The sequence below is a fragment of the Caldisericum insulae genome (genome assembly GCF_047785965.1).
Lineage (GTDB): Bacteria > Caldisericota > Caldisericia > Caldisericales > Caldisericaceae > Caldisericum > Caldisericum exile_A.
Genome location: NZ_JBLOBF010000002.1, coordinates 172,669 through 198,536, shown reverse-complemented (window position 1 = coordinate 198,536; position 25,868 = coordinate 172,669). Strand labels below are relative to the sequence as shown.

At 34.0% G+C, this 25,868-nt stretch carries 28 protein-coding genes, 2 tRNA genes, 1 pseudogene and 1 other annotated feature; of the genes and pseudogenes, 11 read left to right on the top strand and 20 right to left on the bottom strand.

Features of this window, described 5'->3' with window-relative positions:
• Positions 1–13: 13 nt before the first annotated feature.
• The 8 genes from rpmG (at position 14) to rplL (ending at position 3,331) form a co-directional block, all read left to right on the top strand.
• The gene (gene rpmG / locus ACMV0E_RS02920) at positions 14–166 is read left to right on the top strand and encodes a 50S ribosomal protein L33 (RefSeq protein ID WP_416084881.1); all 153 of its coding nucleotides are present in this window, start codon (positions 14–16) and stop codon (positions 164–166) included.
• Positions 165–240 (top strand) — tRNA-Trp (locus tag ACMV0E_RS02915). The genes rpmG and ACMV0E_RS02915 overlap by 2 nt, the downstream gene beginning before the upstream one ends.
• A gap of 7 nt (positions 241–247) precedes the next feature.
• On the top strand, positions 248–496 hold the full coding sequence (gene secE, locus ACMV0E_RS02910; protein ID WP_416084880.1) for a preprotein translocase subunit SecE: 249 nt from the start codon (positions 248–250) through the stop codon (positions 494–496).
• 1 nt (position 497) lies between these two features.
• Complete coding sequence (gene nusG / locus ACMV0E_RS02905) at positions 498–1,046, top strand: transcription termination/antitermination protein NusG (protein ID WP_416084879.1); 549 nt, start codon at positions 498–500, stop codon at positions 1,044–1,046.
• An 11-nt stretch (positions 1,047–1,057) separates the two neighbouring features.
• Complete coding sequence (rplK, locus tag ACMV0E_RS02900) at positions 1,058–1,492, top strand: 50S ribosomal protein L11 (protein WP_416084878.1); 435 nt, start codon at positions 1,058–1,060, stop codon at positions 1,490–1,492.
• Positions 1,493–1,538: 46 nt separating this feature from the next.
• The gene (gene rplA, locus ACMV0E_RS02895; RefSeq protein WP_416084877.1) at positions 1,539–2,237 is read left to right on the top strand and encodes a 50S ribosomal protein L1; all 699 of its coding nucleotides are present in this window, start codon (positions 1,539–1,541) and stop codon (positions 2,235–2,237) included.
• Position 2,238: 1 nt separating this feature from the next.
• Positions 2,239–2,374: a sequence feature (ribosomal protein L10 leader region), on the top strand.
• 6 nt (positions 2,375–2,380) lie between these two features.
• Positions 2,381–2,920, top strand: a complete 540-nt coding sequence (gene rplJ / locus ACMV0E_RS02890) for a 50S ribosomal protein L10 (protein WP_416084876.1) — start codon at positions 2,381–2,383, stop codon at positions 2,918–2,920.
• 24 nt (positions 2,921–2,944) lie between these two features.
• On the top strand, positions 2,945–3,331 hold the full coding sequence (gene rplL / locus ACMV0E_RS02885; protein WP_416084875.1) for a 50S ribosomal protein L7/L12: 387 nt from the start codon (positions 2,945–2,947) through the stop codon (positions 3,329–3,331).
• Positions 3,332–3,382: 51 nt separating this feature from the next.
• Here the strand turns inward: rplL and ACMV0E_RS02880 are convergent, their stop codons facing one another.
• The 11 genes from ACMV0E_RS02880 to pdxS form a co-directional block, all read right to left on the bottom strand.
• On the bottom strand, positions 3,383–4,468 hold the full coding sequence (locus ACMV0E_RS02880) for a Nif3-like dinuclear metal center hexameric protein (protein ID WP_416084874.1): 1,086 nt from the start codon (positions 4,466–4,468) through the stop codon (positions 3,383–3,385).
• Between the two features lie 18 nt (positions 4,469–4,486).
• Complete coding sequence (locus ACMV0E_RS02875) at positions 4,487–5,044, bottom strand: HDIG domain-containing metalloprotein (protein WP_416084873.1); 558 nt, start codon at positions 5,042–5,044, stop codon at positions 4,487–4,489.
• 4 nt (positions 5,045–5,048) lie between these two features.
• Positions 5,049–6,641 (bottom strand): glycoside hydrolase family 57 protein, encoded by a 1,593-nt coding sequence (locus tag ACMV0E_RS02870; RefSeq protein WP_416084872.1) that lies wholly within the window; start codon positions 6,639–6,641, stop codon positions 5,049–5,051.
• Positions 6,638–7,240: a Rho termination factor N-terminal domain-containing protein gene (locus ACMV0E_RS02865; protein ID WP_416084871.1), complete on the bottom strand. Its 603-nt coding sequence runs from the start codon at positions 7,238–7,240 to the stop codon at positions 6,638–6,640. The genes ACMV0E_RS02870 and ACMV0E_RS02865 overlap by 4 nt, the downstream gene beginning before the upstream one ends.
• Positions 7,224–8,492, bottom strand: coding sequence for a glucose-1-phosphate adenylyltransferase (gene glgC, locus ACMV0E_RS02860; RefSeq protein WP_416084870.1), 1,269 nt, complete (start codon positions 8,490–8,492; stop codon positions 7,224–7,226). The genes ACMV0E_RS02865 and glgC overlap by 17 nt, the downstream gene beginning before the upstream one ends.
• A gap of 63 nt (positions 8,493–8,555) precedes the next feature.
• Positions 8,556–9,512: a Holliday junction branch migration DNA helicase RuvB gene (gene ruvB / locus ACMV0E_RS02855; RefSeq protein ID WP_416084869.1), complete on the bottom strand. Its 957-nt coding sequence runs from the start codon at positions 9,510–9,512 to the stop codon at positions 8,556–8,558.
• Positions 9,499–10,062: a Holliday junction branch migration protein RuvA gene (gene ruvA / locus ACMV0E_RS02850; RefSeq protein ID WP_416084868.1), complete on the bottom strand. Its 564-nt coding sequence runs from the start codon at positions 10,060–10,062 to the stop codon at positions 9,499–9,501. The genes ruvB and ruvA overlap by 14 nt, the downstream gene beginning before the upstream one ends.
• The gene (gene ruvC, locus ACMV0E_RS02845) at positions 10,055–10,570 is read right to left on the bottom strand and encodes a crossover junction endodeoxyribonuclease RuvC (RefSeq protein WP_416084867.1); all 516 of its coding nucleotides are present in this window, start codon (positions 10,568–10,570) and stop codon (positions 10,055–10,057) included. The genes ruvA and ruvC overlap by 8 nt, the downstream gene beginning before the upstream one ends.
• Positions 10,560–11,324 (bottom strand): YebC/PmpR family DNA-binding transcriptional regulator, encoded by a 765-nt coding sequence (locus ACMV0E_RS02840; protein WP_416084866.1) that lies wholly within the window; start codon positions 11,322–11,324, stop codon positions 10,560–10,562. The genes ruvC and ACMV0E_RS02840 overlap by 11 nt, the downstream gene beginning before the upstream one ends.
• Before the next feature lie 10 nt (positions 11,325–11,334).
• A complete protein-coding gene (gene pdxT / locus ACMV0E_RS02835) occupies positions 11,335–11,913 on the bottom strand; it encodes a pyridoxal 5'-phosphate synthase glutaminase subunit PdxT (protein WP_416084865.1) in 579 nt (192 codons plus the stop codon).
• 1 nt (position 11,914) lies between these two features.
• Positions 11,915–12,802: a pyridoxal 5'-phosphate synthase lyase subunit PdxS gene (gene pdxS / locus ACMV0E_RS02830; RefSeq protein ID WP_416084864.1), complete on the bottom strand. Its 888-nt coding sequence runs from the start codon at positions 12,800–12,802 to the stop codon at positions 11,915–11,917.
• A 138-nt stretch (positions 12,803–12,940) separates the two neighbouring features.
• Here pdxS and ACMV0E_RS02825 point away from each other — a divergent pair, with 138 nt between their 5' ends.
• A complete protein-coding gene (locus ACMV0E_RS02825) occupies positions 12,941–14,287 on the top strand; it encodes a glycerate kinase type-2 family protein (RefSeq protein ID WP_416084863.1) in 1,347 nt (448 codons plus the stop codon).
• A gap of 34 nt (positions 14,288–14,321) precedes the next feature.
• Here the strand turns inward: ACMV0E_RS02825 and ACMV0E_RS02820 are convergent.
• A pseudogene (locus ACMV0E_RS02820) lies at positions 14,322–15,708 on the bottom strand (GntP family permease).
• Between the two features lie 352 nt (positions 15,709–16,060).
• Between ACMV0E_RS02820 and ACMV0E_RS02815 the strand changes: the two are divergent.
• On the top strand, positions 16,061–16,780 hold the full coding sequence (locus tag ACMV0E_RS02815) for a DUF72 domain-containing protein (RefSeq protein ID WP_416084862.1): 720 nt from the start codon (positions 16,061–16,063) through the stop codon (positions 16,778–16,780).
• Between the two features lie 16 nt (positions 16,781–16,796).
• Positions 16,797–17,660 carry a DMT family transporter gene (locus ACMV0E_RS02810; RefSeq protein ID WP_416084861.1) on the top strand — a complete coding sequence of 288 codons (864 nt, stop codon included), beginning with the start codon at positions 16,797–16,799 and terminating at the stop codon, positions 17,658–17,660.
• Here ACMV0E_RS02810 and ACMV0E_RS02805 read toward each other — a convergent pair.
• From ACMV0E_RS02805 to ACMV0E_RS02770, 8 genes are all read right to left on the bottom strand, one after another.
• On the bottom strand, positions 17,641–18,831 hold the full coding sequence (locus ACMV0E_RS02805) for an alkaline phosphatase family protein (protein ID WP_416084860.1): 1,191 nt from the start codon (positions 18,829–18,831) through the stop codon (positions 17,641–17,643). The genes ACMV0E_RS02810 and ACMV0E_RS02805 overlap by 20 nt on opposite strands.
• Positions 18,832–18,842: 11 nt before the next feature.
• Positions 18,843–18,929 (bottom strand) — tRNA-Ser (locus ACMV0E_RS02800).
• Positions 18,930–18,933: 4 nt separating this feature from the next.
• Positions 18,934–20,208: a serine--tRNA ligase gene (gene serS, locus ACMV0E_RS02795; RefSeq protein ID WP_416084859.1), complete on the bottom strand. Its 1,275-nt coding sequence runs from the start codon at positions 20,206–20,208 to the stop codon at positions 18,934–18,936.
• A gap of 9 nt (positions 20,209–20,217) precedes the next feature.
• On the bottom strand, positions 20,218–22,641 hold the full coding sequence (locus ACMV0E_RS02790) for a transglycosylase domain-containing protein (protein ID WP_416084858.1): 2,424 nt from the start codon (positions 22,639–22,641) through the stop codon (positions 20,218–20,220).
• Position 22,642: 1 nt separating this feature from the next.
• Positions 22,643–22,807, bottom strand: coding sequence for a hypothetical protein (locus ACMV0E_RS02785; RefSeq protein WP_416084857.1), 165 nt, complete (start codon positions 22,805–22,807; stop codon positions 22,643–22,645).
• Positions 22,807–23,196 carry a hotdog domain-containing protein gene (locus ACMV0E_RS02780; protein ID WP_416084856.1) on the bottom strand — a complete coding sequence of 130 codons (390 nt, stop codon included), beginning with the start codon at positions 23,194–23,196 and terminating at the stop codon, positions 22,807–22,809. Before ACMV0E_RS02780 ends, ACMV0E_RS02785 begins: the two co-directional genes overlap by 1 nt.
• On the bottom strand, positions 23,193–25,277 hold the full coding sequence (locus ACMV0E_RS02775) for an ATP-dependent helicase (protein WP_416084855.1): 2,085 nt from the start codon (positions 25,275–25,277) through the stop codon (positions 23,193–23,195). The genes ACMV0E_RS02780 and ACMV0E_RS02775 overlap by 4 nt, the downstream gene beginning before the upstream one ends.
• 3 nt (positions 25,278–25,280) lie before the next feature.
• A complete protein-coding gene (locus ACMV0E_RS02770) occupies positions 25,281–25,853 on the bottom strand; it encodes a YIP1 family protein (protein WP_416084854.1) in 573 nt (190 codons plus the stop codon).
• Positions 25,854–25,868: the final 15 nt, after the last annotated feature.

Genomic DNA, 25,868 nt, shown 5'->3' with positions numbered 1-25,868 from the left:
GAGGAAATAGAACATGAGGGACATAATTCTACTCGAATGTACTGAATGTAAAAGAAGAAACTACGCAACTACTATTAATAGAAAAAATAATAAAGATAAGTTGCAGATTAAGAAATATTGTAAATTTTGTAAGAAACATACTGTGCACAAGGAGGTAAAGGCATAGGCTCGTAGCTCAATTGGTAGAGCAACGGTCTCCAAAACCGTAGGTTGGGGGTTCGATTCCCTCCGGGCCTGCCAGTAAATTATGAAAGAGAAAGAAACAGCAAAAACTAAAACCACAACAACACAAACCGTTACTTTGCCAAAGACCTCTTTTAGAGATTTTGTTAGAGGTGTTTGGATTGAGTTAAGATATAAAGTTAAGTGGCCTACAAGGAAAGAGTTGATCCAGGATTCTTCAATTGTTGTTGGTTTTCTTGTGTTTTGGACTATTTATGTTGGTGGTTGGGACTTCTTGTTTGCACAACTCTTAAAACTTGTATTGAGTAAATAAAATGAGAGAAGACGAAACTAAGGTTGCTCGTTGGTACCTTGTACATACATACTCTGGCAAAGAGCAAAAGGTTCTAAACGAACTTAAGGATAGAATTAAAGGATACGGTTTAGAAGACCGTATCCTTGAGGTTCTTTTGCCTGTTGATTACTATAGTGTTGTTGATAAGAAGGGTAAAAGAAAAATTAAACCTGTGAAGGTTTTCCCCGGATATATTCTTGTAAAGATGATTATGGATGATGAATCTTGGTATGTTGTAAGAAATACTCCAGGTGTTTTGGGTTTTGTTGGACCGACAGGAAAGCCTACACCTATCTCAGAAGAGGAAATTAAAAAAATAATAGAGGAACGAGTAACCGAAGAGAAGGCAAAAGAAAAATTACACTTTGATATTAATGATAGAGTACGCATTCTTGTAGGGCCTTTTAAAAATATGGAGGGTGTAGTGGAAGCAATAGATGAGGAAAAAGGCACTGCAAGAGTTGTACTCAAAATGTTCGGAAGAGAAATGCCTGTTGAAATACAGAGTGAATATATTCAGAAAGTTTGAGGTGATTTTATATGGCCAAGAAAAAGAAATTAGTTGGACTTGTAAAACTCCAATTAGAGGCAGGTAAGGCCACTCCTGCTCCTCCTGTAGGTACTGCACTTGGACCAAAAGGAATTAATATAATGGATTTCTGTAAGAGGTTCAATGCTGCAACTCAAGGACAGGAAGGCTATATTATTCCTGTTTTGATTAGAGTTTATGAGGATAGGAGTTTTGACTTTATTTTAAAAACTCCTCCTGCATCTTCTTTAATTAAGAAGGCGCTTAAGATTGAGAAGGGCTCTCCTGAGCCGAATAAGAAGAAGGTTGGGACTATAAAAAGGTCTCAACTTATGGAAATAGCAAAGATTAAAATGAAGGACCTTAACACAACAGACCTTGAGGCAGCAACTCGAATAATCGAGGGCACCGCAAGAAATATGGGTGTTACGGTCATTGAAGGTTAAGTAAATTTGTGGGAGACCTAAAGTCTTTTACCACAAGGAGGTTAAAGTGAAAAGAGGAAAAAGGTATTTAGAGCTTTTGAAGAAGATTGATAGGCAAAAGGCCTATTCAATTGATGAAGCAATTGAAACTGTTAAAAATCTCAAAAGTGCAAAATTTGATGAAACAGTAGAAGCAGCTTACGTTTTGAATGTTGACCCAAAGCAAGCGGATCAAAACGTGCGTGGTGTTATTACTCTTCCACATGGTACAGGTAAGAGCGTAAGAGTCCTTGTTTTTGCAACAGCTGATAAGGCACAAGAAGCGAAAGATGCTGGTGCTGATTATGTAGGAGGCGAGGATCTCATCCAGAAAATAGAAAAAGAAGGATTCCTTGATTTTGATGTTGCCATTGCAACACCAGATATGATGAAATCCTTAGGACGTATTGCAAAGATCCTCGGACCGAGAAAACTTATGCCAAGTCCTAAGTCTGGAACAGTAACAATGGACATTTACGACACTGTGAAGGAATTTAAGGCAGGTAAAATTGAATTTAGAGTAGATAAAACTGGCGTTATCCACACTGTAATTGGCAAATCTTCATTTACTCCAGAACAACTTAAAGAAAACTTACTTGCTTTAAATTCTGCAATTATTAAATCAAGACCTGCTTCAGTAAGAGGGCAGTATGTAAAGAAAGTTTACCTTTCACTAACAATGTCTCCAGCAGTAAAGGTAAACGTTAATGAACTTTTAAGAGCATAAAATTGAAGTAACTTTAAAACCGAAGACAGTTGGTGGGGATTTTCCCCTTAAAGCTTGCCAACCGAGGTTGAAAGAATAAGGTTGCATGTTTACCTCTTTCGCCCGGTTGGCAACAACCGGGGTTTTTTATTTAAGGAGGCTCTATGAAGAGAGAAGAAAAACGAAAGATTATTGATGAGATTGAGGAAAATTTGAAGAAACTAAAAGAGCAGAGTGTTTTCTTTGTAGATTTTAAAAGTATAAAAGGAAACGACATAACCAATCTAAGAAAAGATTTTAAACTATCGGGTATCTACTATAGAGTAGTAAAAAATGACCTGTTAAGAATTGCCTGTAAGGAGCTCTCAATTGAAGTTCCGCATAATATTTTTGTTGGTAATGTTGCATTCGTTGTTTCTTCAATGGATCCTACTGAACTTGCAAAGAAATTTGTTGAAGCAAAAGATGCAGATGAAAAACCTTTCTTTGAGATGAAGGGTGGCTTTGTAGATGGTAAGTATCTAACTGGTCCTGAACTTGTTGAACTTTCAAAACTTCCACCAAAACCAGTAATTATTGGAAAACTTTTATATCTTTTGAATTCACCAATTCAGAGGCTTGTTACTGTGCTCTCAAAACCAGAGAGAGATTTGGTTACAGTTTTAAACCAAATTAAAGATAAAAAAGAAAGTATAGCAGCATAAATTAAAATTTTAAGGAGGCTTAACATGACAAAAGAAGAAATTATCGAAGCAATTGAAAAAATGAGTGTTTTGGAGCTTTCAGAACTCGTTAAAGCACTTGAGGAGAAATTTGGAGTAACTGCAGCAGTTCCTATGGCAGCTATGCCAATGGCTGGTGCAGCACCACAGGCAGCACCACAAGAAGAGAAGACAGAATTTGACGTAGTTCTTGTTGGTTTTGATCCTGCAAAGAAGATCAATGTTATTAAAGTTGTAAGAGAGACTCTAAACCTTGGTTTGAAGGAATCCAAGGATGTAGTTGAAGCAGCAGAAAAAGAGCCACAGAAGATTAAGGAAGCTCTTCCAAAGAAAGACGCAGAAGAGCTTAAGAAGAAATTAGAAGAAGCAGGCGCAAAAGTAGAATTAAAGTAAAAATTAATTCTTGAATCTTCTTAACAAAGGCAGGGAAACTTCCCTGCCTTTTTAAATTAGATTGAATGGTGACTTTTCTGAAGTTGAAAGTTTAATATTTGATGGGTCAATATAATTTTTTAATCTTACAAATAGCGCATTTTTAAAAAATTTTTCTGTTTCAAAATGTTCAACGTCAAGCACATTTAATCCTCTTTCCTTAATTGCAAGTGCAGTGTGATATCCGATATCACCTGTTATGAAAAGTTCTGCATTGTTTATTACACTTTCAAAAATTGATCCACACGCTCCGGTACAAATTGCAACTTTTGATATTTTTGCATTTGCATCACCAATGTATCTAACATAAGAAGTGTTTGTTTTTTCCTTAAATGTTTTAACAAAGTTTACAATATCTTGTTCAATTTCAAGGGTTCCAATTGCTCCAATTCCTTCATTTTTCTCAAAAAGAATTTCAAAGACATCAATTGCAGGTTCTTCGTAAGGGTGTGATTGTCTAAGTTTATATAAAGCTTTAGAAAGATCTCTTTCTCTAACAACAACCTCTATTCTTACTTCATTTACAAACTCTCTTTTGTTTTTTTCACCAATAAATGGATTTGCATTTTCAAGTGGCCTAAAAGTACCAACTCCCTCGACATTAAAAGAACACTCATCGTAATTTCCAATTTGTCCTGCGCCGCCTTCAAAAAGTGCAGCTCTTACTTTCTCCACAAAGTCCTTAGGAACATATGTTGCAACTTTGTAAACTTTCTCTTTGCTTTGGATTATTGGTTTTTCTTTTTTAATACCAAGCAAATTTAAAAAATAATCATTTAGTCCATTTTCTGCAATGTCAAAATTTGTATGAAAACTTATTATGTTTATTCCATTGGTGATTGCTTCATAAAATGCTTCACTTTTGCCTTTTTCAATATTCTTAATTGCTTTAAAAATTACAGGATGATGGGTTATTATTGTTTTTACTCCAAGTGCTTTTGCTTCCTCAACAACACTTTTTTGTAAGTCAAGAGCAATAAGTATGTTTAAAGCTTTGCTATCCAAATCACCAAATTGAAGTCCAGAATTATCATAATCCTCCTGAAGAAAAAATGGAGCAATTTCATTAAGAATATAGATAAGTTCTCTTACTTTCATTTCTTAAAACCGAGTTATTTAAAGTCCAAGCTCATCTGCAATTCCAATAAGAGCTTGTAAGGATAATTCAAGAAACTCATCCAAAGGAATTCCAAGTTCCGTTTCACATGATTTTATTTGTTCTCTATCTGCGCCTGCCGCAAAGCTCTTCTCTTTAAATTTCTTTTTCATTGACTTTAATTCAACCGATGCAAGTTTCTTATCTGGTCGAACGAGTGCTACTGCAATAATGAAGCCTGTTATAGGATCTACTGCCCAAAGAGCTTTGTCAAGAAGTGAAGTCCTTTCTACACCATGTCTTTCATTATGTGCTAAAACTGCATGCACTATATCATCTTCAAATCCAAGTTCTTTAAGCCATTGTGCACCAATTTTACTATGAATTTCTGGGTTTTCTTTTGTCTCTTCATAGTCGATATCGTGAAGCAAACCTGTAAACCCCCACTTTTCTTCGTCTTCTCCAAATTTTCTTGCAAGGACCCTCATAACAGCTTCTGTTGCAAGCATGTGTTTAATAAGATTTTCATCATGTACTTTTTCATGTAAAAGTTTTAATGCCTCATCTCTTGTAAGCATTTTTTCACCTCTTTTCTTTAAAGATTCTATAATCTAAGAATGGAAATATACTATCTTTTTTTTCAAGATACGATAAGAATGTTTCATCTATTTCGTCTTCTAAGATTTCTTTGTAAAGTTTATTAAAAGTATTTATATGGAATCTTTGCATTTCTGTTGCATAATTAATTGCGCTTCCTACTGTGATCAAAAATGCCCAATCAGAACTTTCGGCTAAAAGCAGTTCTTTTGCACACATGTTTAGAGCTCTTTCTTGTAATTTACTTTTCGGTTTTTCGAATTGTTTTGCAAGATTGAGCATACGCTTTCCAATAACACTTAAATGGGGATAAATCCAATCTGTATTATCATTAAGCCATACTCTAAAATAACCTCCATCTCCCCAAGAGGAGATTGCAGGCTCAGATACTTGCATAACAGGATATCTATCAATATATTCGGATAGTGTTGTTGTCTCAATCACTTCAGAATATTTATCAATCTTTCTCATTAGTGTTGCAAGAAATTCAGGTCCTTCAAACCACCAGTGTCCAAAAAGTTCTGTATCAAATGGAGCAACAACAATCGGTTTTCTGTCCATGATACTTGAAAGATACTCTATCTGTCTTTCTCTATTAAACATGTAATTTCCTGCATGTGTATCTACCATCTCAAGTGCTTTTGTTCTATCGTAGAGTTCTTTTTTATCAAGTCCTGTATTTCCTGTGATTTTATGGATTTTTATTCCAGAATCAACCTTAAATCCTGCTGGGTGTATGTATTTTTTAACTTTATTTTCTTCAATTTCATAAACAATATCTTTATAAAATTCCCTGTAGTTAAAATCTCCCGGATATCCTTCTTTCGCTGACCAGACTTGTTTTGAAGCCTCAGGATCTCTTCCAAAAAATGCAACGCCGTCTTTGCTTACGATTGGCGCCGAAATTCCATAGAAGGCTGTAGGCTTAGCATTTATTAAACCGTGAGCATCTAGTATCGTGTATTCAATCCCGTATTTTGAAAGAATTTCAGAAACTGGTGGCGCATAAGCGCATTCACCAAGCCAGATTCCACGAGGATTCCTTCCGAAGATACGCTTATAATTCTCAACTCCAACTTCAACCTGCACTTCTTGGATTTTTCTATGCGTTTCCAAAGGAAGGATTTCATGTGTTGCAGTGCAAGTAATAACATCTATAAATCCCTCGTTTTGAAGATCCTTGAAGCCGTTTATTACATTTCCTTTTAAGGTGGTTCTAAAAAATTCGTAGAGCACTTTAAGTCTTTCAAGATAAAAACGGAAATTTTCTCTCTTCTTTTCATCTTTCTCATTTTTAAGAAGATCTTCAAGAAGAGCAATTCGCAAATTTATGTACCGTTTGAACCGATTCATAAGGAGATCATCCAAAAGCATATTGGAAAGGGGTGGCGTAAGAGACATTGTAAGTCTAAAATGGATTCCCTCATTTTTTAACTTATAGAAGTTATACAAGAGCGGAAGATAACTTTCTGTTATTGCTTCGTATAACCAATTTTCCTCTATGAAGAATTCTTCTTCGGGATGTTTTACAAAAGGTAGGTGTGTGTGTAAAACTATTGCAAGATATCCCTTTTTCATTGTCCTTCTCTCTTGTAACGTAAATATTTTATCTCTCTTGCGGTTTTAATTTCTTCATTAATGACCTCTTTCATCTTATCTTTTTCTACTTTTTGTGGTTTTGCTTTCTTTAAGGTTCTTATATCTACAAATTCAGCCTTGCCTTCAGTTCTTTTTGTTGTTGGTATAATAATTTCATTTGATTCAATTATTTTAGCAAATTTGCCATTTTTCTCTATCCCAAGAACTGCTTTTATCTTTTTATCTTCTTCAACTCTTACATAGCTTTTACCATGCTCGATATTAACTTGAATTTCAAATTTTTCATGTTTATCTTCAAAAACTTTCAAAATGCCTGTGCCGCTTTCTTCTTTTACTTCCCAGTTTACAAAGGCATATCCAGGCTCCTTAGGAATTATAATTAAGTGTGTTTCTCCAGTTTTCTCTTGAAGTTCTTTTCTTAATTTCTCTTCAATTGCTTTCAGCTCCTCAAGAGGTTTTTTTGCCTTTTTTATTGCTTTTATTAATTCTTCTTTTTTCATCTTGTTTCTATTTTTAATTCCATGCAGTTTTGCAAGTCTTAAAAGTTCTTTTCTTTTTAGCTTATTGAGATTTTCCATACTGCTCCTCCATTAGTTTCCTCGGAAATTTATATCCTCTTTCAAGGACTATAATATTAGAAGTAGTTACATAAAAGTACTTCTTGTCTATTTCAGGGTTATATCCGATTTCAACTCCATCGGGAATTTCAACGTGTTTGTCAATAATTGCCCTTTTAATCTTTACATTACGACCTATCTTAACTTCTCCAAATATAATTGAGTCTTCTATAATACTTCCTGCCTTTACTTTTACGTCGTAAAAAATAACTGAATTTCTTATTGTTGCACCACTTATAATGGAACCTTCTCCAATAATTGAGTTTTCAACTTTGCTTTCAATAAGCGTTCCGTCAAGTTCACCCTCAGTTATTTTGCAGGGAGGATACTGCCTTGAGTGAGTGTATATTGGCCACGATCTATCAAAAACATCAATTTTGGGATGTGGTGAAAGTAAATCCATATTTGCACAGTAATATGCATCGATTGTACCAACATCCTGAAAGTATCCATAACTTCCGTCTTTATTTCTAAATTGGTGAGAGAAAACTTTGTATCCGTGATGGATTGCATAAGGTATTACATCTTTCCCGAAGTCGTGGGAAGATGTTGAAATCTCTGCGTCGTGTGTAAGTAGTTCAATCAGGACATTGGGCTTGAATAGATAAACACCCATTGATGCAAGACATTTTGTTGGATCATCTTTAAGTGTTGGAGGATCTTTTGGCTTCTCTTTAAAATTTATTATTCTTCCTTCTTGAGTGGTTTCCATTATTCCAAAGGCACCTGCTCTTTCCTTATCTATAACTATTGTTGCAATAGTAATATCTGCATCGTTTTTAAGGTGTGTATATATCATGTCTTTGTAGTCCATCTTGTAAACATGATCACCTGAAAGAATGATTACAAGTTTTGGTTTTTCCTGTTCGACAAAGTACAGGTTCTGGTAAACTGCATCTGCGGTTCCTAAGTACCATCTTTCGCCGAATATCTGCTGTGGTGGGACATCAACTACATATTCGTTAAATCTCACATTAAGAAAATTCCATGCAAGTGCAAGGTGTCTTCTTAATGAGGCTGACTTATACTGTGTTGCAACTGCAATTCTTCTTATGCCAGAATTTACACAATTACTCAAGGTAAAATCTATAATTCTAAATTTTCCGCCAAAAGGCACTGCAGGTTTTGCTCTTTCTTTTGTAAGAGGGTATAATCGCTCTCCTTTTCCGCCTGCAAGCAAATACGCAAAAACATCTTTTTCGATGTCTATCATGATAATCCCCTTTTATTTATTATTATAGCACTATATTTTGAAAATTGAAAAATTGGTTGATTTTTAGAAAAGCGAATCTTTGGAATTAAATCCAAGATATTCCTTTGCGGCTGTTGTTATAATTCTCCCTTTTTGCGTTCTTACAATAAAATTTATTTTTATTAAGTATGGTTCTACTATCTCTTCAATAGTACCTCTATCTTCTCCCATTGCAGTTGCAATTGCTTCAATGCCTGCAGGACCGCCTTTAAAATTATTTAGGAGAATGTTTAGATATTTTCTATCAACTTCATTAAGACCATACTCGTCAATGTTGAGACTTTTAAATGCATTTCGTGCTACTTCTTTGTTAATTATTTTAAAACCATTTACATCTGAATAGTCTCTTACCCTTTTTAAAAGTTGAATGCCTATTCGTGGAGTACCTCTTGCTCTTTTTCCTATTTCATAAGCTCCTTCTTCTGTAATGTTTATGTTGAGAAGTTTTGCGTCTCTTAGGATAATCTTCATTATTTCTTCTGGTGTGTAAAGTTCTAGATGGAAAACCATTCCAAATCTATCTCTTAGTGGCGGAGAAATAAGTCCAAAACGTGTAGTTGCGCCGATAAGAGTAAAAGGCTGTAAATTTAATGTTATAGTGTGTGCGCTTCTTTTAGAACCAGTTATAATTGGCAATTTAAAATCTTCCATTGCCGAGTACAAAACTTCTTCAACAGGTTTAGGTAATCTGTGTATTTCGTCAATGAAGAGAATATCATTTGGAGAGAGATTTATAAGGATTCCTGCAAGGTCAGATACCTTTTCAATTGAAGGACCTGTTGCATATTTGAGGCTTACATTAAGTTCCAGAGCAATTATCTTTGCGAGAGTTGTTTTTCCAAGACCAGGAGGGCCATAAAAAAGTATGTGATCAAGATGATCGTTTCTTGATTTTGAAGATTGGATTGCTATTTTTATACTCTGAACGACCTTTTCCTGCCCAACGAATTCATCAATACTTTGCGGTCTAATGCTTTTCATTGCTTAGTTTTTTAATGCCTTCCTTTATCATCTCTTCTAAGGGTTTTGTTTTATCGAGGCTTTGTACTACTTCTTTAACTTTATTTTTATCAAATCCAAGAGATATAAGTGATTGAGCTACAGTGTCAAGAATTTCATCTTTTGTTTCTTCAAGTTTTTTAAGTTCTCCTCCAATTTCAAGAACAATTCTTTTTGCAGTTTTTTCTCCAAGTCCTTTTACCTTTAAGAATGTTGAATAATCTCCATTCTTTATGGCTTCTTTTATTTCGTTGAGTGTTAGAAAACAGAATATATCAAGTGCCTTTTTTGGTCCAACTCCAGATATTTTATCTGTTATAAGTTTAAAAAAAGTTAGTTCATCTTTATTTTGGAAACCAAAGAGATTAATTTCATTTTCCTTTATATCTTCAAAAATATATAATTCATATTCACTACCTAGTTCAAACTTCTTGGGATATGGCACAAGAACTTCGAATCCGATACCTTTGACATCTAAAACGATTGCATTTTCTTCTTTTTCTATAATTATTCCTCTAAGTTTTCTAATCATCTGATACCTTAGAATAAAAATCGTATGAGTAAATATGGCATAAGGCAACTGCAATTGCATCTGCTGCATCATCTGGTTTAGGAAGATCTCTAAGGCTTAAAATTGCCTTTAGAGCATCTTGGATTTCGCTTTTTGATGCTCTTCCAAAACCAATTACTGTTTTTTTTGCTTGAAGCGGAGTGTATTCAAAAACCTTTTTGTTATGAATATATGAGGATAATAGAACAACTCCTCTTGCCTCACTTACACTCACTACCGTTTTAAGATTTGTATTAAAGAAGATTTTCTCTATTGCTACAAAATCAATATCGTAGTCGTTAAAAATTTGAGATAGGTCTCTATAAAGAACGCCGAGCCTTTCTCCTAACTCGGCATTCTTATTTGTTTTTATAACTCCATATTTTACAAGATTTATTTGATTTTTTTCTTTTTCAACTATTGCAAAACCTGTTGTTGCTACACCTGGGTCAATACCAAGAACTGTAAATTTGTCAATTTTACGATCCAATTCTTTCTGCAATTGCCTTTAACTCTTCTTCGTCAATATCGTAATTTGTGAAGTAATCCTGAACATCGTCATGATTTTCAAGTTCATCTGAGAGTTTAACTACTCTTACCGCATCTTCTCCTGTAACTTTTACAAGTGTTTTTGGTATCATTACCAAGTCCGCTTCTTTTATCTTAAATCCTTTTGATTCAAGAGCAGTTTTGACTTTATCAAGATCTTGTGGGGCTGTATAAACTGTAAATACTCCTTCTTCTTCTTTTAGATCTTCAGCACCTGCATCCGCTATTTCCATAAATAAATCATCAAAGGACAAACCATTTGAATCTTCAAGTTCAATTTGTCCTTTTGTTTCAAAATTCCAAGAAACAGCACCAGATTCTGCAAGGCTTCCTCCATAGTTTGAGAAGATTTTCCTGAGTTCTGCAACAGTTCTATTTTTGTTGTCTGTGGAAATTTTAATTATGAACGCAGTACCCGCAGGACCATAAGCTTCATAAGTGAATTCTTCATATGTAACACCAGGGAGTTCTCCTGTTCCTCTCATTATTGCCTTTTTGATATTATCCATAGGCATGCCAAGTCTTTTTGCTTTATCAATTGCGTTTCTAAGTCTTGCATTGGTTTCTGGGTTTCCACCGCCTGAACGGGCTGCAATAATTAGTTCCTTTGTTAACTTTGTAAATAATTTTCCACGTTTTGCATCTTGTGCAGATTTTCTTGCTTGTATGTTATGCCATTTAGAGTGTCCTGACATTATAACCTCCCTATTTATTTAAAAAACTTTTAACACTTTCTATAAACATTTTATGAATTCTGGGATCATTTCCAAGTTCGGGATGAAAAGCTGATGCATATACATTACCTTGTTTTAGAAACACTACTCCTTCCTCAAGGCTTGCAAGCGCATCAACATCACTTCCAAGATCGATAGCAACAGGTGCTCTTATAAATATCGCATGAAATGGATCTTCCAAACCTTTTACCTGAAGGTCTACTTCCATGCTATCTATTTGTCTTCCAAAGGCATTTCTTACAACTGTTATATCAAGTATACCAAGTGAAAATTGATTGTAATTTTTGATTCGTTTTGCAAGAAGAATCATTCCTGCGCATGTTCCATAAACAGGCATACCTTCTTTAATTCTTTCTTTTATCACATTTTCAAGACCAAATTTAGTTATAAGCCTTCCCATGGTGGTACTTTCGCCACCTGGCATTATAAGACCATCTATTACCTTTATTTCTTCTACTGTTTTAACTGGAATTGCCTCTACACCCAGGCTTTTAACCATGTTAATGTGTTCAGAAACTGCACCTTGCAAAGCTAAAACACCTATTTTCATACTATTCGCTCCTTACTTGCATTAATTCATCTTCTGTGAGTTGTCTTATATCAATACCTTTCATCTCTTCTCCGAGTTCCTCTGAAACTTTTGCAATGATTTTCGGATCATCAAAATATGTTGTAGCAGCAACGATGGCTTCTGCTCTTTTTCGTGGATTAGAAGACTTAAAGATGCCAGAACCCACAAAAACTCCATCTGCTCCAAGCTGCATCATTAAAGCTGCATCTGCAGGAGTTGCAATTCCACCTGCTGCAAAATTAACAACGGGAAGCCTTCCTAAAGCTTTAACTTCTTTGACAAGTTCAATTGGGGCACCAAGTTCTTTTGCTTCAACATAAAGTTCTTCTTCGCTCATATTCTGAATTTTTCTTATTTCATCCATAACCATACGCATATGTCTAACTGCTTCTACAATATTCCCAGTACCAGGCTCACCTTTTGTTCTTATCATTGAGGCACCTTCTGCAATTCTTCTTAAGGCTTCACCGAGATTTCTTGCTCCACAAACAAAAGGAACCTTGAACTTCCATTTATCTATGTGATGAGTTTCATCTGCTGGTGTTAAAACTTCACTTTCGTCAATAAAATCAATTCCAATTGCTTCGAGGACCTGTGCTTCAACAAAATGTCCAATTCTGACTTTTGCCATTACAGGAATTGAGACGGCATTCATTATTGCCTTAACAAGTGCAGGATCCGCCATTCTTGCAACACCACCCTGCGTCCTTATATCTGCCGGGATTTTTTCCAAAGCCATAACGGCAACAGCACCAGCTTCTTCTGCTATTTTTGCTTGCTCTACGGAGGTAACATCCATTATTACTCCACCCTTTAACATTTGAGCAAGTCCTCTTTTCACTTTAACACTTCCAAAGATTTCTTCCATATCGTTTACCTCCTAACCTTTATATTTTACATCTTTTTCTTAAAAAATCAATATTGAATTTGCGTTTTCTTTATTGAATTTGTAGATTATATAATATATAATTGAAGCAGGAATATAAAACATCATTAGGAGGTAAAAGTGATAGATGAAAAAAAATTATCCCAAAATACTTACAAAGAGGAGTTTATTAAATATCGGACTGTTGTTCTAAAGGCACTAAATAGAGCTCTTGAAAGTGTTGACCCTTATAATAGCGTTAAAAAATTCGTGAAAAGAATTGACGATAAGATTGAGATTGATGGTAAAAGTTACAATTTGAGGGATTTTTCCCGTATATATGTGATAGCATTTGGAAAGGCAAGTATTAAGATGTTTAAAGCAATTTCAGAAATTGTCAAAGTTGACAGTGGAGTTGTTGTAAGCAATGCATTTTCCGATTTTGAATTGTCTAATGTGAGATTTATAAAAGGTGGACATCCTATACCTGATGAAAAAAGTGTTGAGGCGGGAGAGGAAATTCTAAGACTCGCAAGAAACACAAGTGAATCTGATTTGACTTTTGTACTTATATCCGGTGGTGGCTCAGCTCTTGTTGAAAGTCCTTTGATCGAGTTATCAAGACTTCAGGAATTAACCAAGTTGCTTATGAAGAAAGGAGCAGATATTAATGAACTAAATGCAGTAAGAAAGCATCTTTCAAGAATTAAAGGAGGAAAGCTACTAAAAAGTCTTAAGGGTACGGTTATTTCACTTATCATTTCTGATGTAATTTTTGATCCTCTTGATGTCATTGCATCAGGTCCCACTTATTTTGATTCTTCAACTTTTGAGGATGCAGTTTCTATTTTGAGAAAATATAATCTTAACGATGAGTTTGATGATGTTGTAAAAATTTTTGAGGAGGGTTTAAGAGGCAATATTGAAGAAACTCTTAAGCCCGGCGAGAAATTATTATGCGCATTTGAGAATCACATTATTGCTTCAAATTACATTGCAAATAAAGCACTGCTTGAGTTTTTAAAAGAAAGTGGTATTAATACATTTTACCTTGGCCCTGGAATACATGGCATTGCCTCATCTGTTGCAAAGGCGATTGCAGGTATTGGAAGATCAATTGATTTAGGCTATATAGATATAAGAAAGCCTACTGCGATAGTTTTTGGCGGAGAAACAACTGTTGAAGTTAAAGGGAATGGTATTGGTGGAAGAAACTCTGAATTAACACTATATATTGCAAAACATCTTGAGCGGACAAACTTTGTATTTGCGTCAATTGGAACAGACGGGATAGACGGAGTGAGTCCTGCAGCCGGTGCTATAGCAGATTCGCAAACTTTGGAAAAAGCAAAAAGACTAAATTTAGATATCAATATGTATCTTGAAAATAATGATTCTTTTACTTTTTTTGATAAACTTGGTGATGCAATTATTACTGGACCAACTGGTACAAATGTTGCAGATATTTCAGTGCTTTTGATCTTTTAAATAAGTAAAGGCCACATATGTGGCCTTTACAATATTATCCAAATATTAGTGAAAGAATTAATACTCCTATCATTGCACCAATACCTGTAACAAGGGATCCTGCTGTTTGAAGTTTATATGCTTGTCCTACATCCATATCTGAGAAGTTTGCGACAACCCAGAAGTAGGAGTCATTTGCATGAGATACAATCATTGAACCAGCACCAATTGCAAGAACAACCAATGCTTTTTGAGGTGTTGTAGTGTAACCAAGTGAGGGGAGCATGGGGGCAAGAATAGATGAGGTAGTAATTAAAGAAACTGTTGAAGATCCCTGTGCTGTTTTAATTGCTGCGGCAATTACAAAAGGAAGGAAAAGTCCCATACGAAACTTTGCAAGTTCTGTTCCTAAAAAGTTTCCTACTCCACTTGCTCTTAAGACACTTCCCAAGGATCCACCTGCAGCAGTAATAACAAGGATTATAGCAGAAGTCTTAATTGCTTCTCCAATCCATCCATCGAATACTTGTTTTTTTCCATTTCGTGAGTGTTGATGCAATAAACACACCTATAAGTAATGCAATGTTTGGATTTCCAAGAAAAACAAAAAGTTGCTTCCAAAACCCTGTTCCAAAAGGATTTGAAGGGAATGATGCAATTGAGTTTAAGGCAATAAGAATGAGTGGAAGAACTATTGGTAAAAATGACATAAAGGGACTTGGGAGTTGTCCAAAACTCTGTTTGAGTTCTTTAAAAGTCCTTCCATGACCTGGATCAATCCAGATATTTTTGCCGACTTTAACTGCATAAAGCCAACCAGCAATCGTTGCAGGAATTGAAGCTAACAAACCTAAAAGAATTACAATTCCAAGGTCTACTCCAATGTTTCCTGCCGCAGCAACTGGTCCTGGTGTTGGCGGAACAAGACAATGTGTTGAATATAGGCCCATGCTAAGTGCAGTGCCCATAACTGCAAGTGAAATTCCTGAGGCCTCTGCAAGGCTTCTATTAAGTGCTTGTAGAATTACGAATCCTGAATCACAAAAAACAGGAATCGAAACTATATAACCGGCTATAGCCATTGCAAGTGGAGCATTATAGGTTCCAACAATTTTTAGAACAGTTTCAGCCATGACAATTGCAGCTCCGGTCTTCTCTAAGAAATATCCAAGGATTGTCCCGAGCACAATTACAATACCAATGCTTGTAAGGGTACTGCCAAATCCACCAGTAATTAAATTTATAACACCTGTGATTGTTTGATTGTCTTTTTTTACATCAAGAAGCGGTGGTGTTCCTGTGAAAACAAAAGAGAGAATTCCATAGATAAGTGCTGCAAGTAAAAGTACTAAAAATGCATTTACCCTTAGCTTTGCTGTCATGTAAACAATAAATGCAATTACCAAAATTAATAAAACTGTCTGAATTAACCCTGAGGACATTTTACACCTCCTTTAATATGTTTTTTTGTTTTCGATAACAATCTTAAAAGTTTTTATAAAAGTTTGTTCTGTTATCACCTCCTTTTATTCTCTTTCTTAAATTGTAAAAAATTTTTTCATTTCAAGAATATTGTCATCTTTTTTTGATCTTTTTGGAATTGTCATATTAAAGCCCCAAATTTACAAAAATTTTAGTGCAATTCCTTTTACTAAAAATGCTTTAATTATGGGTTTTAACTAATCAAAGAGAAAATACTTTTATTAGATTTATAATAAATTGCTTTAGTTGGGAACTTATAGAATTTTTATAATTTTTCTTTTTAAAGGTGTAAAATATTCATTGGAGGCTTTTATGGAAAATTTTATAGGTACTTCAGGTTATTATTATCAAGGTTGGATAGGTGAATTTTATCCTGAGGGAATGAATTCAAAGGATTTTTTTGAATACTATGAGCGCTTTTTCAATACAGTTGAACTTAACTCAACTTTCTATCATATGCCTCGGAAAAATACAATGAAAAGTCTTAAAAGAAAACTTAAAGAAGACTTTCTTGTAAGTGTAAAACTCAATAGGACAATCACACATGTAAAAAGACTCAAAGATGTTAAGGATTTATTTCAAATGTTTTTTGAAAGTGTCCTTGAATTGGAGAAAAATTTAGGTGTTGTGCTTGTTCAACTTCCACCTTCTCTTAAAAGAAATGACGAACTCTTGTATTCATTTATAGAAATACTTCCAAAGAACGTAAAATTTGCAATAGAATTTCGCCACAAAACATGGCTTGATGATAATGTTTTTCAAATACTTAGAAATAACAATATTGCGTTTGTTGTTACTCATGGAGATAATTATCCGTTGTGCAAAATTGATACAGCAAATTTTGCATACATAAGGCTTCATGGTCCAAAGGAACTGTATGCCTCTTCCTATTCGAGTGAGGAACTTAAAGAGTGGGCAAACCATATAAGATCCCTAAACAAAAAGGGTTTAAGTGCTTTTGTGTATTTCAATAACGATTTTTATTGCTATGCAGTAAAAAATGCCCTTACCTTGAAAAAATTGCTCTCCTGAATTATAATCTTTCATTATGAAAAGTAGAAAAATATTCTCAATAGTTTTACTTATATTTTCAACGCTTATTTGGGGTTCAACTTTTACGCTTGTTAAATCGATACTTAGATTTATAACTGATTTTCAACTGCTCTTCCTTCGTTTCGGTTTTGCAAGCATCTTAAGTGTTTTTGTGGTAATCAAGTATAGAAAATTACTAAAAAATCCCAAGATATTTTTATTTCTTTTTGCGTTAGGGGTTTCTCTTTTTATTGCATATACTTTTCAAACTGCTGGACTAAAATACACAACGCCTACAAAGAGCGCTTTTATAACTGGTCTTTATATAGTTTTTACTCCTGTATTTTCCGCAATGTATCTTAAGGAAAAGCCGAGAAATTTTGAGATTATTGCTTTGATTTTATCTTTCATTGGGCTTTTGTATTTATCACAAATTAATCTAAGAAGTCTTGGCTCTATTAATTTTGGCGATATCTTAACTTTGTTATGCGCGATTTCTTTTGCTTTTCAGATTGTTCTTACAGAGAAGCTTGTTAAAGATTTGCCAAGTTTACTTGTAACTTCATTTCAGATGGTTGTTTCGTTTATATTGTCTATTCCATTTGCCTTTCTAAATAGTACCTTTAATTTAAACACTTTCGTTTTTATTTCGACTTTGTTTTTGGGTGTTGTTGCAAGTTTCTTTGCGATTCAAACGGAGTCTTTTGCATTAAAATATATCGATTCAACTGAAGCTTCTCTTATTTTTATCCTTGAACCAGTATTTGCATATTTGTTTTCCTTCTTTATTTTGGGGGAAAAGCTTAATGTCTATGGAATTATTGGTTCTATATTGATTTTAACATCAATGTTTATAATTGCTATTTATAATAGAGAATAAGTGGAACAAGCATTTCGTCTTCTGTAAGATTTCCGTGCTTTCCTAAGAGGCTTACTTCGCTTTCTTCCGAAATGAATTCTATACACGAATTATCTTTGAAGATTATTACATAATCTCCAACGCGCTCATCAAAGTTAATAGTTTCTCCAAAAAGTCCAAGATTAAATGCCTCTTCTTTGGTTACAGCAACAATATTTTCAAACTTTTCGAAAAATTCTTTTTTTAATTTTCCGTTTGTGTAAATATAAGGTGCTCTTACATCTGAAGCTGGTAAAAGAATATTTGAAGAACCTGGCTCATCTCTTAGTTTGATAACTTTTCCTTTTGATGTATCAATCTGTCCGTGATCAGCTGTAATTATAAGAAGTGTATCATTATCAATTTTTTCAAGAAGCATCTTTAAGAAGTAATCGATGAATTTTATTTCAGAAATCACCGTTTGAGAAAAAGGGCTATAGTGGTGGGAAAGCGCATCAATACTCCACCAATAAGCATTAATAAATACAGTATCGAGTGTAAGCAACTCTAAAATCTTATTATATAAGTCAGAGAGTGTCAAGTAACCAATTTCTTTTGTCCCTCTATATACTGCTTTATCAAAGGTACTTGAAAGATAATCAGATCTTACAATTGAATAATTTTGTATCCTATAGTCATTTAATATTTCAAAAATTGTCTTAATTGGGATGAACCAACTTTCATCAAATTTTATTGGGCAATTTTTATTCACGGAAAGCTTTTGGAAAAGAGGGTTAATAAGATTTCCAAATTCTTTTGCATAGAACCTATATCCCAGTGCGCCATGTATTCCGGGAGTACTTAAAGTGTATATAGAAGGCAATGCTGTTGCAGTTGTGGAAGGAAATGTTGAAGTAATAACTGTGTATAGGCCGTTATTAATCATTTCTTCAAAGGATTCAAGCAAGACTTTATTCCTTACGAAATTAAGAAGATTAAATCCAAGTGCATCGATGAGCAAGAGAACAACTTTTTTCTTTTTAGGAATTTCCAAAGATTGAATTACAGAAAGTTTTTCAAAGTTATTTTGAATTTCATAGTTTTCAAGAATAAAACTTCCTATATTTGAGATATTAAGGCCATTATATATTGGTGTGATAAGACCATTAATTTTTGACTTCTTTTTTATCTCTTCGATCGTATCAATAAACATAATTAATTAGATGGCGGAGGGGATAGGATTCGAACCTACGAGGCTCATCGCCTGCCGCATTTCAAGTGCGGTGCCATCGACCACTCGGCCACCCCTCCACTTCTATTTCCTTGTTATTTTATCAATTTCCATGTATTTTTGCAATACCTTGGGGATAGTTATACTTCCGTCTTCATTCTGATAATTTTCAAGTATTGCAGCCATAGTACGTCCAACGGCAAGCCCTGAACCATTTAGCGTATGAACGAATTTTAAATCTCCATCTTTTGTTTTATATCTTATGTTTGCTCTTCTTGCCTGAAAATCTTCAAAATTGCTTACTGAAGATATTTCAACATATTTTTCTTGTGCTCCCATATAAACTTCTGGATCAAATTTCATCGCAGCTGTGAATCCAAGATCTCCTGTGCACATCATCTTGATTTGATAGGGAAGTTCTAAGGCTCTTAAAATATCTTCTGCGTTATCGAGGAGCTCGTATAGATTTTTGTAAGAGTCTTCAGGTTTTGTAAATCTAACCATTTCAACTTTATTAAATTGATGTACCCTTATAATTCCTCTTGTATCTTTTCCAGCAGCGCCTGCCTCTTTTCTAAAACAGGCAGTATATGCAACATACTTAATTGGTAGATCTTCTTCATTCAAGATTTCATCTCGGTGCAAATTAGTTACAGGAACTTCCGCTGTAGGATCAAGATATAATTCTTCTCCTTCAATTTTGTACATATCTTCTACAAATTTTGGTAACTGCCCAGTTCCAATCATTGAATCTCTATTAATTAAAAATGGGGGAAAGACTTCTTTGTATCCATGATGTTCTACGTGGTAATCAATCATAAAGGATATCAATGCCCTTTCTAATTTTGCGCCTAATCCTGTCAATACATAGAACCTTGAGCCAGAAATTTTTACTGCTCTTTTAAAATCTATTAAACCTAATTCTTCTGCAATTTCCCAGTGTGGTTTAGGGGTAAAACTAAACTCTCTAATTCTTCCTTCCTTTCTTAAGACTAAGTTTTCTGTTTCATCTTTACCAACAGGAACTGAAGGGTGCGGGAGATTTGGTATGCTTAAGAGTATATCTTTATAGGTTTTCTCAACACCTTCAAGTTCTTTTTCTATTTGATCTATCTTATCACCTAATTTACGGACTTCTGCACGGATATCATCTACGTTTTCTCCCTGTTTTAATTTTTTTCCAATACTTTCTGAGAGTTCTTTTCTTGTGTGTCTCAAATTATCGATTTCCTTTATGAGTTCTCTTCTTTTTTTATCAATTTCAAGGAATTTATCTACTAGATTTGGATCGGATCCCTTGTTTTTAATTCCTTCTTTTACAAACTCTGGTTTTTCTCTTATCAAATTCGGATCAAGCATTTTAGCCTCCTATGGATTTATTGTAATTGTTTTTTCTCCATATGCAATAACATTTCCATTTGAATCCTTTAAGTATGCTTCAATTTTCATATCACCTGTTCTAAGCGCAAGAATGGAGTAGTTATAAGTTCCGCTTTGATCATTTGTAAGATTTGCAATAGGTAAATTATCAACAATAAGAGTTAATGTTTTGTTATTTAAGTCAAATTGAGATGCATTAACTGAAATATTGACGGGATCGCCAACCTTATATGTATCTTTATCTGTTAAAACAAGCAAATTCTGTGTAATAAATTCATATCTTGGGTCATATTGCGTTGGTTCAGTTCCTTTTACAAACGCTCTTTCTTCTGTAAGATCCAAAGGGCATGTGGGGGGTGCAAGAAGTCCCGAATCTTTAACAACCCTTACAACAACAAATCCAAGGTCACGTATATCTGTTGGTGGTAAAAATCCATTGTGGTATGCGTATTTTATTATTGTGGTTCCATCAGCTGGTTTGTCTGTTAAATAACCCGTATCGTTGTATGCATTTTTAAATGTAAGATTTTGAGGTTGAGGAAAATTGTTTTTAGGAAAATATTTCATTGCAGTAAGCATAAATTTCTTCCAGATCATGGCAGGAAACCTTGCACCTGCATTCATTACATCGGGGAATGTAACTTCATCTGAATCAGGTCCTACCCATACACTTACAGAAATATTAGGTGTATATCCGTCAAACCACGCGTCTCTCCAATTGTCAGTACTCCCCGTTTTACCTGCCGATGGAAGACCGTTTATTTTTGCATTTGATTTATGAGCCATTACATAACTAAAAATGTTGTTCATAATGTATGCAACATCTTCTGGAATTGCTCTGTAGGATTGATCCTGGTGTTCGTAAAGAACTCTTCCGTCTGCTGAAAGTATCTTTGTTACAATATAAGGCTCATGGTAAATTCCTCCATTTCCCAAAGTTGCATATGCATTTGCCATCTCGAGTTGTTTTACCTCAAAACTTCCAATTGCAATTGAAGGATAAGAATTTAGTGGTGTTGTTATCCCAAATTTTCTTGCTGTGAGTATTACTCTATCAAGACCAACACTAAGCGCAGTTTTTACTGCAGCAACGTTTGAGGACTCATTTAGAGCATCTCTTACACTTAAATACCCAAAGTATCTTCCTTCCCATTCATGAGGTGTCCAGTTATCAATGGAATAGTTTTCTGAAAGAATTATGGAGGATGGTGTGATAGAGCCATAGAGGATTGCAGAAGTATAGTCAAATATCTTAAAGGAAGATCCTGGTTGTTTTAATGCAACAGTTCTATTAAATTTGGTATTTTCGTAATCTCTTCCTCCAACCATTGCAAGTATTGCACCTGTATTAGCATCAACTGCAGTAAGTGCTGCTTGAGGTTGTATCACTCCTTTTGAGTCTTTTTTTCCTTTTGGAAATATATTGCCTTTTTCTGCATTAGTTAAAACTTCATCTATTGCTTGTGTTGCTGCCTTTTGTAGTTCCGGGATTATGGTTGTGTAAATCTTTAACCCGCCTGCATACAACATGGTTGAACCAAATTTTGATGCAACAAAATCTTTAACATAGTCAATTACATAACCCATATTATCTTTTTCAATAACTTTATTTGTTAGTTTAATCTGTTCATTAATTGCTTGATTATATTCTTCTTGGGTTATTATTCCGTAAAAGAGCATTTTGTCGAGGACTTCTTTTTGTGCTGCTTTTGCATAGTCAAAATTAGCGTAAGGGTTGTATTCGGAAGGTGCCTGTATAATTCCTGCAAGCATTGCTGCTTCTGCAAGATCAAGATCTTTTGCGTGTTTACCAAAGTAAGTTAAGGCAGCCTGTTCAATGCCATATGCACCCGAACCAAAATAAACTTGATTAAGGTACATTTCCAGGATTTGGTCCTTTGTAAATCTTTTTTCGAGTTCTATTGCAAGTAAAGCTTCTTTAACTTTTCTGTCTATGGTTCTTTCTTGCGTTAAAAACATAGTTCTTGCAAGTTGTTGAGTAATTGTGCTTGCACCTTCAATTGTTCTTCCGCCACTTATTAATGCAACATAAATTGCTCTTAGAATGCCTTTGTAATCAAGTGCTCCGTGCTCATAAAAGCGCTTGTCTTCTTGTGCAAGTACAGCTTTTATAGCTATAGGCGAAATTTCACTAAGCTTCACATATATTCTATTTTCCGTTGCATAAACATTTGTTATTAAATTTCCTTTGTAGTCGAATATTTGAGATGCTTGGTCTGGAGAGAAAGAATATATATCAATATTAGGAAGGTCTTTTTTCGCTTTATTTATATAAAATGCAAAAATACTTCCACCAATTATCCCAACAATCAATACAAAAACAAGAAGTGTAACTATAATTGCTTTAAATATGGATTTTTTCTTTTTCTTGTTTTTATTTAGTTCTTCCATTTTAATCACCTGCCCCTTTAAACATTAGGTAAAACAATAAGCCAATTAATCCTTCAAGAAAGAGCAAGACTCTGTATAGTGGAGGCAATTTCTCTTTTCTTAAGAGGATGTTTGTAAGAATCCCTGTAACAAACCAAATCGAAATTATAACTATAATCATTCTCATTATTTATACGCCTCCTTGATGAAGTATTTTCCTAATCCTGTTGCTTTTATTTCACCATTTTTATCTTTAATTTCACCGTATGCTTGAAAGATATTATGTTTTGTCTCTTTTGGATATCCATAAGCAAATAGTTTCTCGTTTATGAGGCAGTGTTTAAGGTATTTTACATTAAGTTCCACAGTGTAGAGGATATAGCCTTCAAGAAATTTTACATTCACCATCATATCGTCAAGAATTGCAGCTATGATACCGCCGTGTATAATACCTGGATATCCTTCATAATTCTTGTCCAATGAGAATTCTGCATATGTAAATCCATCTTTTAACTTTATATCCAATTTTAAACCCTTAGGGTTTTCTTTGTCACATACAAAACAATTGAAGCTCATCTTACCTTCTCAAGGGGTGCATAGCGTAGGTCTAAGTTTTTAACTCCAATTTTTAAAAATTCAATAGTTGCATAAGGAATGTCTCCCTCAAAAGCTACATCTAAAACTTTACCTAAGCCCCAAACTCTATGAAGCACCATATCGCCTTTTCTAATTGCGAATGTGTGCTGTTCTTCTTTCTCTTTATTGTACTCGAAAATTTCCATTTCTTGCAAAAATCTCGAAGTTTTTGTTGGATTAAGACTCCCGAATTTCGACCTTCTTAATGCATAAATTAAGAAAAGTTGTTCCTTTGCTCTTGTTATACCAACATAACACAATCTTCTCTCTTCTTCAATATCTTTTGTTGTTTCGAGAGATCTAAAATGAGGCAATAAACCTTCTTCAAGACCAACAAGAAATACTACAGGAAATTCAAGTCCTTTTGCTGCGTGAAGCGTCATTAAGGAAACTCGATCATCTTCTTTTGATTCATCTATGCTTGTTATAAGGGAAATTTGTGTGAGTAGTGTAGAAAGATTTGCATCTTCTGTTTCTCTTGTAAAATTAATTACCATATTTTCAAATTCTTTTACGTTTCCGATCCTTTCGTCGCTTTCTTCCTTAAATTTTTCTTGAAGGTATTTTATATATTTTGTTTTTGAAACTACTTCCTCAACAAAACGCGGTAGAGGCAACGTTAAAGATAATTCTTGTAATTCTTTTATTAGCTCGTAGAATTCTTTTAAAGGTTTTGATTCTTTTATCTTAAGATAATCTTCAATGCTCTCGAAAAGAGACTTTTCATTCTCACCTGAAATTTTTTCTAATTCTTCGATGGTTTTTTCTCCAATTTTTCTTGGCGGAATGTTAACTATTCTTTTGAAACTAATATTATCATTTGGGTTGTTTACAATTGTAAGATATGCAATAATGTCTTTAATTTCTGCTCTTCCGTAGAATTTTTGGCCTCCTATTACCTGATATGGAATTCCCTCTTGGATAAGGTATTCTTCGAAGGCTCTTGACTGGAAATTTGTCCTATAAAGAACTGCAAAATCTTTGTTTCTGTAGTCTTTTTCTTCTTTTAAAGTTTTTATTTTATTCACTACAAATCTAGCTTCATCCAGCTCGTCAAGTGCTTCGTAAAAGCTAATTGCATTTTCAAGACTGATATCTGAAAAAAGCTCTTTCTCGGTCCTTCTTTTGTTGTGTTTAATGAGTTTATTTGCGATATTGAGAATTTCTTGTGGAGATCTGTAATTTTTTTCAAGTTTGACGACCTTTAAGTCTGGGAAATCCTCGTAGATTTTATCGATAAATTCTGAACTTGCCCCCCTAAATGAGTATATGCTTTGATCATCGTCACCAACAAGAGTAAATCGCCTTGTTTTTTCTGTTAATATCTTTATAAATTCGTATTGCATTCTGTTTACATCCTGATATTCATCTACAAGTATGTGTCTAAATTTTGCTTGGTAGTAATGTAAAATCTGTTCATTTTCTTGAAAAAGTTTGATTGTAAGCATTATAAGGTCATCAAAATCCAATGCATTATTAACTCTAAGAGTTTTTTCATATTTTTTGTAAACTTTTGAAACAACTTCTTCAAAGTAGTCGCGTGAAGAGAATTTGCTTGCATCAATGAGGTTCATTTTTGCTTTAGAAATATAATCTTTTATTTCGTTTGGATTGACATATTTTGGATCAAAGTTTAGATCTTTCATAATATCTTTTATAAGATTTACAGAGTCGTCTTCATCGAGGATTGTGAAATTTTCTTTGTATCCTAAAAATTTGGCTTCTTTTCTCAAAATTTTGGCACAGATTGAGTGAAATGTTCCTATAAAGAGATCTTTTATTTCCTCTCCTATGATATGCTCAGTTCTTTCTTTCATTTCCTTGGCTGCTTTATTTGTAAACGTTACTGCAAGAATTTGTGAAGGTCTTATATAAATTGAATCAATAAGATATGCAATCTTGTATGTGATTACCTTTGTTTTGCCAGAACCAGCACCAGCATATACAAGGAGTGGTCCTTCGATATATGTTACTGCCTCAAGTTGGGCAGGATTTAGTTCATTAAGATAATTTTCTTTCATAAGTTATATTATAGCAGGAATTATTAATAGGAGTATGATTATATAAGGAGCCAAGAATAGAAGGTTTGCTTTTGATATTTCAATTTCATAGGTTTTACTTATAGCCAAAATAAAAAGTATTATTTCCCAAATAATAAAAAAGATATTTAAAGTTTGTGAATATCCTATTTTTAAAAATGAAAATATGACATATATAAACCTTGAAAGCATTATTGGTGTTGATGCAAAGGCAAGGTTTTTCATAAGTTTTATGCCGTTGGTTTTTCCAAAAATAATTTGAGATAGCAATTCGTAAATTGAGGCAGAGAAAAGCGTTGATACAAAAGGAAGGCAAAGTGTTAAATACAAAAATTTGTAAGAGGTGACTGTAGCTTGAAGTGTTTTTATTAATTCATTTGTTAGTTCAGGCAAGACATTTTGAATAGAGCTTAATCCAAATTTTACAAGAACAACCGAATACAAATATAAAATAGTACCGTTTAATAATAAAAAGAGTAAAAAAGTAATTGTCTCTATTTCTTCCTCAAATGCTTTCTGCGGTGATTTTATGACTTTTATTATTCTTTCAATAAGCATTCTTTTCTCCTATTG

Coding starts and splice junctions, on each gene's coding strand:
- rpmG (WP_416084881.1), top strand. CDS start 14: ATGAGGGACATAATTCTACTCGAATGTACTGAATGTAAAAGAAGAAAC.
- secE (WP_416084880.1), top strand. CDS start 248: ATGAAAGAGAAAGAAACAGCAAAAACTAAAACCACAACAACACAAACC.
- nusG (WP_416084879.1), top strand. CDS start 498: ATGAGAGAAGACGAAACTAAGGTTGCTCGTTGGTACCTTGTACATACA.
- rplK (WP_416084878.1), top strand. CDS start 1,058: ATGGCCAAGAAAAAGAAATTAGTTGGACTTGTAAAACTCCAATTAGAG.
- rplJ (WP_416084876.1), top strand. CDS start 2,381: ATGAAGAGAGAAGAAAAACGAAAGATTATTGATGAGATTGAGGAAAAT.
- rplL (WP_416084875.1), top strand. CDS start 2,945: ATGACAAAAGAAGAAATTATCGAAGCAATTGAAAAAATGAGTGTTTTG.
- ACMV0E_RS02880 (WP_416084874.1), bottom strand. CDS start 4,468: ATGAAAGTAAGAGAACTTATCTATATTCTTAATGAAATTGCTCCATTT.
- ACMV0E_RS02875 (WP_416084873.1), bottom strand. CDS start 5,044: ATGCTTACAAGAGATGAGGCATTAAAACTTTTACATGAAAAAGTACAT.
- ACMV0E_RS02870 (WP_416084872.1), bottom strand. CDS start 6,641: ATGAAAAAGGGATATCTTGCAATAGTTTTACACACACACCTACCTTTT.
- ACMV0E_RS02865 (WP_416084871.1), bottom strand. CDS start 7,240: ATGGAAAATCTCAATAAGCTAAAAAGAAAAGAACTTTTAAGACTTGCA.
- glgC (WP_416084870.1), bottom strand. CDS start 8,492: ATGATAGACATCGAAAAAGATGTTTTTGCGTATTTGCTTGCAGGCGGA.
- ruvB (WP_416084869.1), bottom strand. CDS start 9,512: ATGAAAAGCATTAGACCGCAAAGTATTGATGAATTCGTTGGGCAGGAA.
- ruvA (WP_416084868.1), bottom strand. CDS start 10,062: ATGATTAGAAAACTTAGAGGAATAATTATAGAAAAAGAAGAAAATGCA.
- ACMV0E_RS02840 (WP_416084866.1), bottom strand. CDS start 11,324: ATGTCAGGACACTCTAAATGGCATAACATACAAGCAAGAAAATCTGCA.
- pdxT (WP_416084865.1), bottom strand. CDS start 11,913: ATGAAAATAGGTGTTTTAGCTTTGCAAGGTGCAGTTTCTGAACACATT.
- pdxS (WP_416084864.1), bottom strand. CDS start 12,802: ATGGAAGAAATCTTTGGAAGTGTTAAAGTGAAAAGAGGACTTGCTCAA.
- ACMV0E_RS02815 (WP_416084862.1), top strand. CDS start 16,061: ATGGAAAATTTTATAGGTACTTCAGGTTATTATTATCAAGGTTGGATA.
- ACMV0E_RS02810 (WP_416084861.1), top strand. CDS start 16,797: ATGAAAAGTAGAAAAATATTCTCAATAGTTTTACTTATATTTTCAACG.
- ACMV0E_RS02805 (WP_416084860.1), bottom strand. CDS start 18,831: ATGTTTATTGATACGATCGAAGAGATAAAAAAGAAGTCAAAAATTAAT.
- serS (WP_416084859.1), bottom strand. CDS start 20,208: ATGCTTGATCCGAATTTGATAAGAGAAAAACCAGAGTTTGTAAAAGAA.
- ACMV0E_RS02790 (WP_416084858.1), bottom strand. CDS start 22,641: ATGGAAGAACTAAATAAAAACAAGAAAAAGAAAAAATCCATATTTAAA.
- ACMV0E_RS02785 (WP_416084857.1), bottom strand. CDS start 22,807: ATGAGAATGATTATAGTTATAATTTCGATTTGGTTTGTTACAGGGATT.
- ACMV0E_RS02780 (WP_416084856.1), bottom strand. CDS start 23,196: ATGAGCTTCAATTGTTTTGTATGTGACAAAGAAAACCCTAAGGGTTTA.
- ACMV0E_RS02775 (WP_416084855.1), bottom strand. CDS start 25,277: ATGAAAGAAAATTATCTTAATGAACTAAATCCTGCCCAACTTGAGGCA.
- ACMV0E_RS02770 (WP_416084854.1), bottom strand. CDS start 25,853: ATGCTTATTGAAAGAATAATAAAAGTCATAAAATCACCGCAGAAAGCA.